The sequence below is a fragment of the Streptomyces sp. NPDC097617 genome (assembly GCF_044761485.1).
GTDB lineage: Bacteria > Actinomycetota > Actinomycetes > Streptomycetales > Streptomycetaceae > Streptomyces.
This window is the reverse complement of the sequence record NZ_JBIWCL010000001.1, coordinates 177,095-189,356: the sequence shown is the minus strand read 5'-3', so window position 1 is coordinate 189,356 and position 12,262 is coordinate 177,095. Positions and strand designations below refer to the sequence as shown.

The following is a 12,262-nucleotide window of genomic DNA, read 5'->3' as shown; positions in this document are numbered from 1 at the left end:
CTGAAAGAGGACCGAAAGACCTTGCGCAAACTTTCTGCAAGCGGAGCCGATCGTTACATCCGTGTGTCCGTACGGTTGCCGCAGCTTGCTGTTAGTTCGAGTCACCTTCGACCGCCCGGGCCCGCAACCAGGGGGCATGTACCCGCGTTGACCCCGATATGACCCACGACTCGACGGCCGTCCAGCTTGCAAGCTCTTCCAGCAACGCGACCGCGAGCGGTGGCGGCTGGTGGCGCGATGCCGTCATCTACCAGGTGTACGTCAGGTCCTTCGCCGACAGTGACGGGGACGGCATCGGCGACCTCCGGGGGGTCCGCTCCCGCCTCCCCCACCTCGCCCGCCTCGGGGTCGACGCCGTGTGGCTCACCCCCTTCTACGTCTCCCCGCAGGCGGACGGCGGCTACGACGTCGCCGACTACCGGGCCGTCGACCCCCTCTTCGGGGACCTCTCCGACGCCGACGAGCTCGTCCGGGCCGCGCACGCGCAGGGGCTGCGGGTCATCGTCGACGTGGTGCCGAACCACACCTCCGAGCAGCACCCGTGGTTCCGCGCCGCTCTCGCCGGGGAGCCGGGAGCCCGCGAGCGCTACCACTTCCGCCCGGGGCGGGGGCCGGACGGCGCGGAGCCCCCGAACGACTGGGAGTCGATCTTCGGCGGTCCGGCCTGGACCCGGGTGGCGGACGGCGCGTGGTACCTGCACCTCTTCGCCCCGGAGCAGCCGGACCTCGACTGGGACCACCCCGAGGTCGCCGCCGAGTTCGCCTCCGTCCTGCGCTTCTGGCTCGACCTCGGCATCGACGGCTTCCGCATCGACGTCGCCCACGGCATGGTCAAGGCCCCGGGCCTCCCGGACATCGGCCGAGGCGCCCAGGCCACCCTGATCGGCACCGAGCCGCTCCCCTTCTTCGACCAGGACGGGGTCCACGAGATCCACCGCTCCTGGCGCCGCCTCCTCGACTCCTACGGGGGCGGGCGGATCGGGGTCGCCGAGGCCTGGGCGCCGACCTCCGAGCGGCTCGCCCTGTACGTGCGCCCCGACGAGCTGCACCAGGCCTTCAACTTCCGCTTCCTCAACTGCCCCTGGGACACCGCCGCGATGCGGACCGTCATCGACGAGTCCCTGGCCGCCACCACCGCCGTCGGCGCCCCGACCACCTGGGTGCTGTCCAACCACGACGTCGTACGCCATGTGACCCGCTACGGCGGCGGGGCCCGCGGCCTGGCCCGCGCCCGGGCGGCCGCGCTGCTGATGCTGGCCCTGCCCGGGTCGGCGTACGTCTACCAGGGCGAGGAGCTCGGCCTCCCCGAGGTGGCGGACCTCCCGGACCGGGTCCGCCAGGACCCCGCCTTCCTGCGGACCGCCGGACAGGACGGGCTGCGCGACGGCTGCCGGGTGCCGCTGCCCTGGTGCGGCGCGGAGCCCCCGTACGGTTTCGGGCCGGCCGGCAGCTGGCTCCCGCAGCCGGCCGGCTGGGGCGACCTCGGCGTCGCCGCCCAGACCGGCGACCCGCACTCGACGCTGGAGCTCTACCGGGCCGCGCTGGAACTGCGCCGGGCGATGCCGGGCCTGGGCGCGCCGGAGGCGGGGACCGTGCCCGCACCGGATGCGGGGCCCGCGGCCGAGGCCCTGCCCGGGGAGTCGTACTCGTGCGGGATGCGCTGGCAGTCCGCCCCCGAGGGCGTGCTCCTCTTCACCCGGCCCGGCTTCGCCTGCACCCTCAACAGCCGCCCCGAGGCGGTGGAACTCCCCGCGCCCGGGCGTCCCGTACTCTCCAGCTCTCCGGTGCAGACGGACGGCCGTACCGTCCGGCTTCCCCCGGATTCGTGCACCTGGTGGTCATGGTGAACGTCCGACCGGTACAGTCCAATCCCGTGACCGCACGGCTAGCCGACATCGCAGCCCAGGCGGGGGTCAGCGAAGCCACAGTCAGCCGCGTGCTCAACGGCAAGCCCGGTGTGGCCGCAGGCACCCGCGAATCCGTGCTGGCCGCCCTGGACGTACTCGGCTACGAGCGGCCCGTGAAGCTGCGGCAGCGCAGTGCGGGGCTCGTCGGTCTGATAACTCCCGAACTGGACAACCCGATCTTCCCGGCGCTCGCCCAGGTCATCGGCCAGGCCCTGACCCGGCAGGGGTACACGCCGGTACTGGCCACGCAGACGCCCGGCGGGTCCACCGAGGACGAGCTGACCGAGATGCTGGTCGACCGCGGGGTCTCCGGGATCATCTTCGTCTCCGGCCTGCACGCCGACACCACGGCCGACATGGGCCGCTACGACCAACTCCGCGGGCAGGGCGTCCCGTACGTCCTGATCAACGGGTTCTCCGACAAGGTGCAGGCCCCCTTCGTCTCCCCCGACGACCGGGCCGCGATGGTCCTCGCCGTCACCCACCTCGCCGCGCTGGGGCACACCCGGATCGGGCTCGCGGTCGGGCCGAAGCGGTTCGTGCCGGTCCTGCGCAAGATCGAGGGCTTCCGGCTCGGTATGAAGGAGCGGCTCGGGCTCGGCGAGGCCGAGATCGAGGAGCTGATCCAGCACTCCCTCTACTCGCTGGAGGGCGGCCAGGCCGCAGCGGCCGCGCTGATCTCGCGGGGCTGCACGGCGGTGGTGTGCGCGAGCGACATGATGGCGCTCGGTGCGATCCGCGCGGCCCGGCAGCAGGGGCGGAAGGTGCCGCAGGACGTGTCGGTGGTCGGCTTCGACGACTCCCCGCTCATAGCGTTCACCGACCCGCCGCTGACCACCATCCGCCAGCCCGTTCAGGCGATGGGGCAGGCGGCCGTCCGCACCCTGCTGGAGGAGATCGGCGGTACGCCGGCCCCGCACAGCGAGTTCGTCTTCCTGCCCGAGCTGGTGGTGCGCGGCTCCACGGCCTCGGGCCCGGGCCAGCGCCGCCGGGACCAGTAGGCAGGACCCGCACGCCGCGGGCACGTGTCCCTGCCGCGGTGCGGCGGGACCGGTCCCGATACTGGGCAGATGCCCATGCCCGGCCGCCTTCGCGACAGGATCCTGCCCGACCACAAGCGACGCTCCCTGGAGGACCTCCAGGAGGATCTCGATCTGTCGTCGGGCGACAGCCGGGCGAAGCAGTCGGCCTTCTGGACCATGCTCACGCTGTCCTCCGTGATCGCCGCGTGCGGGATCCTGACGGACTCCACCGCCACCGTCATCGGCGCGATGATCATCGCACCGCTGTCCACGCCGATCATGGGCATCGCCCTCGGCGCCGTGCAGCGCCGCCGCTCCACGGCCCTGGCCTTCGTGGCGCTCGGTGGCCTGCTGGTGCTCCTGATCGGCGCGGCGGCCTCGCTGGTGGTGCCCGCCTCGTACGACCTGCTGTCGGACAGTCAGATCGCCGGCCGGACCTCCCCCGGGCTGCTCGACCTGATCGCCGCACTGGCCACGGGCTTCGCCGGCGCCGTGGCACTGTCCCGCAAGGACGTCGCCGCGGTCCTGCCGGGGGTCGCGATCGCGATCTCCCTGGTACCACCGCTCGTGGTGACGGGCGTGTGCGCCGGCCAGACGTCGTGGTGGCTCGCTCTGGGCGCGCTGGTGCTCTTCGTTTCCAACCTCCTCGGCATGGTCTTCGCGGGCATGGTGGTCTTCGCCGTCCTCGGCTACACCCGGGCCGGTGGACAGCCCGAGCGGGCCGGGGCGCCCCGGCGCGCCTACATCATGCTCGGCCTGCTGTTCACCGCGGTCATGCTCCCGCTGGGCGCGAACACGGTGACCGCGGTCCTGCTGAACGCGTGGACCGCACGGACCTGGACCGCCGCGGAGCGCTGGCTGTCGGGCAGCCCCGGCGCGGCCGTCACCGGCGTCGACGCCCAGTCCAGGACCTTCTACATCCACGTGCGCAGCCCCGACGACCTCCCTCCGATCGAGAACCTGCTCGCCGACCTCGAGGGACAGCTGCCCGACGGCATCCCCATCGTCGTCGACGCCACCCGGGGCCAGCAGATCGCGGCCGGGAAGGTGGGACAGTAGCCGGGACTCGGGGTTGCCCTCGGTCCCGTGTCGTACCCAAGGCGGACCGGAGGCGCCGAAGACCGTCCCAAGGGATGATCGGAGGCGAGAACGCATCTGGCAGACTCTCTCCCCATGGGTGAATCGAGCGTGAAGACACTGGAAACCCGGACGGATGTCTCACCACCCACCGTGGCCGAGACCGAGACCCGTCCGGGGTCCGAGCGCACCCTGCTCTCCCGGTTGCGTGCCCCTCGACGGCCGCGCATCTGGTTCGAGGTCCTGCTCATCGCGATCAGCTACTGGACGTACTCGCTGATCCGCAACGCGGTGCCCGAGCAGAAGGCGGCCGCCCTCGCCAACGCCGACTGGATCTGGGACGCGGAGCGGACCCTCGGCATCGCCGTCGAGCAGTCGGTCAACCATGCGGTCAACTCCGTGACGTGGCTGATCGTGGGCATGAACTACTACTACGCCACGCTCCACTTCGTCGTGACGATCGGCGTGCTGGTCTGGATCTACCGTTTCCATCCGGGGCGGTACGCCGCCACGCGGATGGTCCTCTTCGCCACCACGGGCGTCGCCCTGGTCGGCTATTTCTGCTACCCGCTCGCGCCGCCCCGGCTGATGAACGGGCAGAACTTCATCGACACCGTGCTGGTCCACCACACCTGGGGCTCGATGGCCTCCGGCAACCTCAAGCAGATGTCGAACCAGTACGCCGCGATGCCGTCCATGCACATAGGGTGGTCGCTCTGGTGCGGCCTGACGATCTTCGCGGTCGCCTCGGCCCCCTGGGCCCGGATCCTGGGCCTGCTCTACCCGACGGCGACCCTCGTCGTCATCGTGGCCACCGCCAACCACTTCTGGCTCGACGCCGTGGGCGGCATGCTCTGCCTGGCCTTCGGGTACACGGTCTCGCGTTCCTGGTACGGCTCCTTCGCGCACCGCCTGCCCCGCCACCCCGAGCACGCGGATCCGCACCCGGCTTCGGAGCTCATCGGCCGCTTCCGGCGCCGGCTCCCGCAGACCCCGCCGCAGCGGTAGGCGCACCGCGCCGGACCGAGATGCCCTGTACCTGCCCGGCTTCCATCGGGCAGGTACAGGGCATCCGGCTTTCCAGCCACCCGGTCAAGCGGCGGCGGGTACGACCGGCTCCTGATCATCGGCTCCAACCTGGGTGGGCCCAAGCACCCCGACTGGTACCACAACCTGCTCGCGCACCCGCTGGTCCGGGTGGAGATCGGTGCCGACTCCTTCGAGGCGGTCGCCGTACCGGCCGAGGGCGCGCACCGGGACCGGCTGTTCGCGCACCTGGTGGCCTCGGCTCCGGGCTACGGCGAGTACCAGGAGAACACCGTCCGCGTCCTGCCCGTGGTGGTCCTCGAGAAGAACGACCCCGCACCGGGCGAGGGCCCGGCCGAGGTGCGGAGCCTGGCCGACCAGGAGGAACCGGCCCGGATGTCCTCGGAGCTGGACGCTCACCTCGACCACGAGGAGGAGTCGCTGCTGCCGCTGCTCCGAGATCCCCTTCCCGCCCCGGCCGCCGGCGGCCTGAGGCGATCGCTCCTCCCGGGCGGGCGGGGGCTACTGCTCCCCGAGGGCCATCCACTTCTCGGGGGTGGCGAGCGGCTCGAAGCCGGATCGGGCGTAGACGGCGTGCGCGTCGGCGGTGGCGAGCATGACCCGGCGCAGGCCGTACGGCTCCAGGTGCGCGCGCACCGCGTCGACGAGGGCCCCGCCGAGCCCCTTGCCGCGGGCGCCCGGATCGACGTAGACGTCACAGAGCCAGGCGAAGGTGGCCCGGTCGGTGACGACCCGGGCGTAGGCGAGCTGGACGCCGGAGGCATGGTCGTAGAGGCCGAAGTTCAAGGAGTGCGCGATGGCGTCCTCCTGCTTCTGCCGATCGCGCCCGAGGGCCCAGTACGCGTCTTCGGACAGCCAGCGGTGGACCAGGGCGACGTCCAGTCGGGAGGCGTCGGTGGAGATCTCGTAACCGTCGGGAAGGTCATGGCTCATCCCGACATCCAAGCAGTGCCCGCTGCCCCGGCGCGGTCCGGGGGAGCGGGCACGCTCGGGTCAGGAGCCCTGGTTCGTCAGGATCGCCGGGTCCGACAGGCCGGCCGCACCGGTTTCGACCTTGCCGGCGAAGCGGCGGGCGAAGTCCGCGAACTCGGAGGCGGTGACCGTCACGTCGTACCAGCGCTTCGTGTTCTTCAGGGACACGGTGTACGTGACGGTGGCGCCCTTGGCGACCGTGAGGCGCTTCGGACCGCCGCCGTACGCGTTGGTGACCGTGAGCGTCGCCGTAGACGCCCCGGCGTTGGTGAGCGTGAGGTCCAGGTTGCCCGTGGTGGCATTGTGCCGGGCGGTGACCTCGGGGCCCGCAGTGGTGCCGGCGTTGCGGAAGCCGCGCAGGAAGCCGTTCGGGCCGTGCACGGTCAGGTCGGTGACACCGGCCGAGTAGCGGGTGTTCCAGGTGTCCGAGATCGACTTGCCGGCCTCGGTGGTGTACGTCCAGGGGGCGTCGGTCCGGTTGGCGGCGGTGATGTAGAACTGCGCGCCCAGGTCCGGGCCGCCGCCGAAGGTCAGCTTGAACTTGCCTTCGCCGGTGAGGGCCGCGCCGTCCACGTACGGGGCGTACTTCAGCGGGCGGGTGAGGCACAGGCCCTTCTCCTGGCGCGGCATGCTCCCCACGGCCGGCGGGGTGGCCCGGAAGTCGGGGTGGCGCTCGCGGTCCTGCGGCTCCCACGAACCGGTGTCGGGCAGCGACACCGTGGCCGTGTCCTGGCGGGCGAAGTCGAAGGCCGAGGTCAGGTCACCGCAGACGGCGCGGCGCCACGGCGAGATGTTGGGCTCGTGCACACCGAAGCGCTTCTCCATGAAGCGGATCACCGAGGTGTGGTCGAAGGTCTCGGAGCAGGAGTAGCCGCCGGTGCTCCACGGCGAGACGACGAGCATCGGGACGCGCGGGCCCAGCCCGTACGGTCCGGCGACGTAGCCCGCCTTGCCGGGGAAGACGTCGAGGGCGGTCGGCGCGGTCGACAGGCCCTGGTTGGCGTCGGCCGGGGCGTACGGCGGGACGACGTGGTCGAAGAAGCCGTCGTTCTCGTCGTAGGTGATGAACAGCGCGGTACGGGCCCACACGTCCGGGTTGGAGGTCAGCGCGTCCAGCACCTGCGCGATGTACCACGCGCCGTAGTTGGAGGGCCAGTTGGAGTGCTCGCTGAACGCCTCGGGGGCCGCGATCCAGGAGACCTCGGGCAGGGTGCCGGCGGCGACGTCGGCGCGCAGCTGCTCGAAGTAGCCCTCGCCGGTCCTGGCGTCGGTTCCGGTGCGGGCCTTGTCGAAGAGCGGGTTGCCGGGCTGGGCGTTGCGGTACTTGTTGAAGTAGAGGAGCGAGTTGTCGCCGTAGTTGCCGCGGTAGGCGTCGTTGATCCAGCCCCAGGATCCGGCGGCGTCGAGGCCGTTGCCGATGTCCTGGTAGACCTTCCAGGAGACGCCGGCCTCCTCCAGCCGCTCGGGGTAGGTGGTCCAGTCGTAACCGGCCTCGGCGTTGTTGAGGACCGGGCCGCCGTTCTTGCCGTCGTTACCGGTGTGGCCCGACCAGAGGTAGTAGCGGTTGGGGTCGGTCGAGCCGATGAAGGAGCAGTGGTAGGCGTCGCAGATGGTGAACGTGTCGGCGAGGGCGTAGTGGAACGGGATGTCCTCGCGCGTCAGGTACGCCATGGTGGCCGGCGTCTTGGCGGGCACCCAGTTGTCGTACTTGCCCTTGTTGAAGGCGCTCTGGCCGCCCGCCCAGTCGTGGTTGAGGCCCTGGAGGAACTCCATGCCGAGGTCGTCGGACGGCGGGCGGAAGGGCAGCGTCTCCTTGCCCGCGTTGTCGGCCTGGTGCCAGACGGACTTGCCGCTGGGCAGGGTCACGGGGCGCGGGTCACCGAAGCCGCGGACGCCGCGCAGCGCGCCGTAGTAGTGGTCGAAGGAACGGTTCTCCTGCATCAGGACCACGACGTGCTCGACATCGGCGATCGTTCCGGTCGTCCCCTGCGCGGGGATGGCGGCGGCGCGCGCGATGCTCTCGTTGAGCAGGCTCAGGGCGGCGGCGCCGCCGGTGAGCTGGAGGAAACGGCGACGGTTGAGTTCTGCCATGGCGAGAGGGACCTCTGCTTCGTTCGCGGGTGCGTGAGCGCTCCAAGAACAACGTGCCCGGCGTACCGGAGAGGGAGCCCGGCATGACGACGACGGGTACGCCAGGCGAACGGCAGTCGGATTCTGCCGGAGTTCGGCCCGGTGTCGCCGGGCGCAAGCGCCCGAGGTCCGTACGCGACGGCCGCCGCGGCCGCGTCAGCGCGAGCGCCCCGGCCGTAGCATCAGCCGCTGCCGGACGGTGGGGACGGGAGCCGGTACGGGTTCCAACGCGGGCGGCGGTACGGGCCCGCCGTCCTCCCCCGCAGCGATCCGCTCCAGGGCGACGGTGAGGGTACGGACATAGACCTCGTCCGCCAGGACCCTTACGCCCACGAAGGGGTGGGTGAGCCGTTCCTCCCGGGCCAGGACCGATCGCAGCCGGGACGCCGCGGCGGCGGCCGGGGCGCCGATCTCCCCGAGACGGTGGACGGCCTCCCGCACCGGCATGGCCGGGTTGCCCGCCCACGCCGGGTCCACCTCCGCCAGCAGTACCGGTACGGCGGGCTCCGGGTCCCCGGTGATCCGCCAGTACGCGTGCGCTGCGGCGACCCGGGTCCACGCGCCGGGCGACTCCATCAGGCCGCGCACGGGGTCCGCGTGCGCCGCCGCCGGCGGACCGAGATCGGCGAGGAAGGGCAGGCCGTGGCTCGCCGTCCCGGACCGCACCGCTGCTCCGCACACGTCGAGCGCGAGGGTGGGCTCGCCGGTGACCCGCCAGTGCGCCCAGGCGGCCCGCCGCGCGATGTGGCGGCCGGGCGGCACGTCGCGACGACCGGTGGCGTACGCGGCCATCCGGTCCGCGGCGACGGCCGCCGGAGGGCCGATCCGGCCGAGGGCGCGCAGGGCGTCGTAGGGGTACGGCGTATCCAGGTACGGGACCACCTCGGGCACGGCGGGCGCGGCGGCCGTCCCCCAGGCGACGAGGGGTTCCAGCATGGGCGAACTCGTGTAGTGGCGCTCGGGCTTGCGCCGCAGGCTGGGCAGCAGCACGGGGAGCAGCTCCGCGGCGGGCAGCGCGGCCAGGATGCGGGCGTGGGGGCGGTCGTAGGAGAGCGGGCGTTCCCGTGCGAGCCGCCGCAGGCCGGGCAGCGCCCGAAGATCGCCCATCCCGGCGAGGGCGAGCGTGAGCGCGTCGACGGGCCCGAGCCCCTTGCCGAGGGAGACGGCAATCCGGTCGGCATGCGCGGAAACGGCAGGGCCGGCCTGGGTCACCGCTAGATCGGCGTCCCTGCCGGCGTGCGTCTCGTCGCAGACGGCTTTCACGACGACCTCCCAGCACCACGGCCGGGGCCGCCGATAGCGGAAGACGGCCTTGGTGGCGGCGGCCAGCCCTATCACGCGGCTGCGTGGGCGACGAAGCCGCTCCAGGCAGCCGGGGTGACGGCAAGCCGGGCGTCGTCGGGACGCTTGGAGTCCCGGACGAGGACGGCGCCGGGGGTCTTGGCGACCTCGATGCAGTTGGGTCCGTCGTTCGTGCTGTAAGTGCTCTTTACCCACGTCAGAGCGGAGAGGCTCTCGCCCGACGGCTTGATGCTCATGTCTCTCCCAATACCTTCTCGATGAACGTCAGCGAAGCACGAGGCGTCAGGGCCTGTGCCCGGATCATGCCATAGCGCATGTCCAGGATCTGGACCTCTTTCGGTTCAGTGATCAAGCGATTGACCAGCTGAACCTCGTTGTGGCCGATGGTCGTTCCGTCCTTGAGACGCATGACTGTGAGGGATCCCGCGAGACCGGCATGGTCCTCGACAGCAGTGGGCATCACCTGGATCTCCACGTTCCGCAGGCTGCCCACCTCCAACAGGTTCTCCAGCTGGCGGCGCAACACCATCTTGCCCCCGATGGGCCTTCGGAGGACAGCCTCTTCCTGCACCACGGTCAGAAGCGGGGCCGGGTGTCGCCGGAGGATGTCGTGGCGCGCCACCCTCGCCATGACCAGACGCTCGGTCGCATCCTCCGAGTAGGCCGGACGCCTCACCGCATAGAGGGCACGGGTGTACTCCTCGGTCTGGAGCAGGCCCGGCACCACACCGTTGTCGTATGACCCGATTTCCACGGCTTGGGCTTCCAACTTGGCCAGATCGCGGACTGTCTTGGGATATCGGGCCCTTTCGATGTCCGCTTTCATCGCGGCGATTTTCCCACCCGCCCCCAGGACCTCGTCCGCCTTGTCCAAGAACTCCGGACGCGGAATACGGGCGCCGCGCTCGATCTTGTAGATCAGGTTCGCTCCGTAACCCATCCGTTCACCGAACTTCGCCCGGTCGAGTCCGGACGCCTCCCGCCACATTTTCAACTGGCGTCCCACCGTGGCGATGACCGCCCCGGATTCGTCCTCAGGGTCGAGTTCCCAGCTCGACTCGTTCGCGCCGTCCGTGCTCACTGCCACCTCCGTTGGACCGGGAGGACACCACGGGACGAGCTTGGACAGCCGTCGTACACAGCGCCCTCAACTCTGTTCAGGTTACGCACGGATGGCCACGCTGAGTCACGTGAATCAGGAAATCTGCCTCGTCGCCACGCTCCCTTCCACCCCGCGCGGAGCACGCGCCGCCCGCGCACTGGCGGTCGCCCAACTTACGGAACACAAACTTCCGTTCGAGGATGCGGCGCAGGTCGTCGCCGAGCTCGCCGCCAACGCCGTGACGCACGGGAGAGTACGCGGGCGGGACTTCCGGCTGGCGTTGAGCATCACACCCGGGCCTACGCTCCGTGTCGAGGTGTCGGACACCCGGCGGGAGTTCGGGCCTCCAGCGGTGGCCGAAGTGCCGGAGCTCGGGGCGGAGTCGGGGCGGGGGCTGGCCCTGGTGTCCGCGCTCGCCACGCGCTGGGGGACGGATCACGGGCCCGCGCCACTGAAAACCGTATGGGCGGAAATGGATTTGGGGAGTCCGATTTCACCGGATCGAGGTTTCCACGACCCGGTGGGGCGATGACCGGTTCCGCACGACATGTAAAGACAGATAACCGGGGGAAATAACCTCTCCACACCTCCCCCTCCCCTCTCACCCGGTCGGGTGAATCACCCCAACCCGGCTGGCACATATGAGAATTCACCGGGCAGTCTGACTCCCGACAACCCCATAAAACGCGTTCGGCCCTCGCACGGGACTGGCATCCCGCCGAGGGCCTGACCAAAGAGAAGGACCCTACCCTTCCATGGCTGATCAGCAGCCTAGCGCGCCCACACGCGCCTCGTCGGGCATCCGACACATCAACCACGACCACCACCGCGGCTACGTCAAGATCGGCAACCACCTCGCCCAGCACCGCGAGCTGAGCCTGACGGCGATCGGCCTGGCCACGCACATCCAGTCCCTCCCGCCGGGCAGCAAGGTCACCATCAAGGCCCTGGCCGGGCGTTTCCCGGAGGGTGAGGTCCGTATCGCCGCCGCCCTGCGCGAGCTGGAGGCGCACGGCTACCTGGCCCGCATCCGGGAGCGGCTCCCGAACGGGTGCGTCGTGACCTGCACGGTCTCGTACAACAACCCGCCCGCGAGGTCGGCGGAGGCGCACCGCGAGCGGCGCGGGCCTGCACCGACCCCCGCGCCCGGCCCGGACGCCGATCCCGAACCGGAGCCCACCCCCGAACCCACCCCGGAAGAGGTCCCGGAGGAGGCGGTCCCGGAAGTTGAGCTCCAGGCAAGGCAGCTGCCGGCCCGGCTGCGGCTGCGCGATCCCCGGTTGGTGCTGTCCCAGCGCGACACGGTGAGGCTGGCACCCGCGGCGGCGCTCTGGCTGGAGCGCGGACTGCCCCCGGCGGCCGTCACCGCCGCGCTCACGCGCGCGCTGCCGTCGGCCGCGATCCACTCCCCGGCGGCCCTGCTCGCGCACCGCCTGCGGGAACAGCTCCCGCCCCGGCTCCCGGACCCCTGGGGGGCGCACCCCGTGCTCCCGGACCGCCCGGTCCACCCCCTCCGCTCGTGCGAGGACTGCGACCGGGCCTTCCGCTCCCCCACCCCCGGCCGCTGCCGGAGCTGCAGCCCACCACCCGCCGCGGCGACAGCCGCGTAGAGCGTTCCGCCCCGCACGTCCGCCCCGATGTCGCACGCCGAGGCGCCCGGTCGTGGGCAGGCGCCCCCGGTCGTACGGTGGAAGAAGGCGCGC

General features: G+C 71.4%; 11 protein-coding genes and 1 pseudogene. 7 read left to right on the top strand and 5 right to left on the bottom strand.

All coding sequences use genetic code 11. The features are described 5' to 3' along the window. The first annotated feature begins 158 nt into the window (after positions 1 to 158). From ACIQZO_RS00965 to ACIQZO_RS00945, 5 genes and pseudogenes are all read left to right on the top strand, one after another. Entirely contained in the window at positions 159 to 1,847 is a 1,689-nt protein-coding gene (locus tag ACIQZO_RS00965) for a glycoside hydrolase family 13 protein (protein WP_403618080.1), read from the top strand. A 26-nt stretch (positions 1,848 to 1,873) separates the two neighbouring features. Next, positions 1,874 to 2,908 (top strand): LacI family DNA-binding transcriptional regulator, encoded by a 1,035-nt coding sequence (locus tag ACIQZO_RS00960; protein ID WP_403618079.1) that lies wholly within the window; start codon positions 1,874 to 1,876, stop codon positions 2,906 to 2,908. Between the two features lie 69 nt (positions 2,909 to 2,977). Beyond that, positions 2,978 to 3,988, top strand: coding sequence for a DUF389 domain-containing protein (locus ACIQZO_RS00955; protein ID WP_403618077.1), 1,011 nt, complete (start codon positions 2,978 to 2,980; stop codon positions 3,986 to 3,988). 114 nt (positions 3,989 to 4,102) lie between these two features. Then, complete coding sequence (locus ACIQZO_RS00950) at positions 4,103 to 5,014, top strand: phosphatase PAP2 family protein (protein WP_403618074.1); 912 nt, start codon at positions 4,103 to 4,105, stop codon at positions 5,012 to 5,014. Between the two features lie 111 nt (positions 5,015 to 5,125). Further along, positions 5,126 to 5,296 (top strand): annotated as a pseudogene (locus tag ACIQZO_RS00945) (nitroreductase/quinone reductase family protein); the annotation flags it as partial. 258 nt (positions 5,297 to 5,554) lie between these two features. Here ACIQZO_RS00945 and ACIQZO_RS00940 read toward each other — a convergent pair. The 5 genes from ACIQZO_RS00940 to ACIQZO_RS00920 form a co-directional block, all read right to left on the bottom strand. Next, positions 5,555 to 5,986, bottom strand: coding sequence for a GNAT family N-acetyltransferase (locus tag ACIQZO_RS00940; protein ID WP_403618071.1), 432 nt, complete (start codon positions 5,984 to 5,986; stop codon positions 5,555 to 5,557). Positions 5,987 to 6,046: 60 nt separating this feature from the next. Then, entirely contained in the window at positions 6,047 to 8,116 is a 2,070-nt protein-coding gene (locus ACIQZO_RS00935) for a phosphocholine-specific phospholipase C (protein ID WP_403618067.1), read from the bottom strand. Between the two features lie 195 nt (positions 8,117 to 8,311). After that, on the bottom strand, positions 8,312 to 9,493 hold the full coding sequence (locus ACIQZO_RS00930) for a hypothetical protein (protein ID WP_403618064.1): 1,182 nt from the start codon (positions 9,491 to 9,493) through the stop codon (positions 8,312 to 8,314). Then, complete coding sequence (locus tag ACIQZO_RS00925) at positions 9,490 to 9,693, bottom strand: DUF397 domain-containing protein (RefSeq protein WP_403618061.1); 204 nt, start codon at positions 9,691 to 9,693, stop codon at positions 9,490 to 9,492. Before ACIQZO_RS00925 ends, ACIQZO_RS00930 begins: the two co-directional genes overlap by 4 nt. After that, on the bottom strand, positions 9,690 to 10,538 hold the full coding sequence (locus tag ACIQZO_RS00920; RefSeq protein ID WP_403618059.1) for a helix-turn-helix domain-containing protein: 849 nt from the start codon (positions 10,536 to 10,538) through the stop codon (positions 9,690 to 9,692). The genes ACIQZO_RS00925 and ACIQZO_RS00920 overlap by 4 nt, the downstream gene beginning before the upstream one ends. Positions 10,539 to 10,629: 91 nt before the next feature. Here ACIQZO_RS00920 and ACIQZO_RS00915 point away from each other — a divergent pair, with 91 nt between their 5' ends. Next, a complete protein-coding gene (locus ACIQZO_RS00915) occupies positions 10,630 to 11,091 on the top strand; it encodes an ATP-binding protein (protein ID WP_403618056.1) in 462 nt (153 codons plus the stop codon). 223 nt (positions 11,092 to 11,314) lie between these two features. Continuing rightward, entirely contained in the window at positions 11,315 to 12,169 is an 855-nt protein-coding gene (locus ACIQZO_RS00910; protein WP_403618053.1) for a helix-turn-helix domain-containing protein, read from the top strand. Positions 12,170 to 12,262 lie beyond the last annotated feature (93 nt).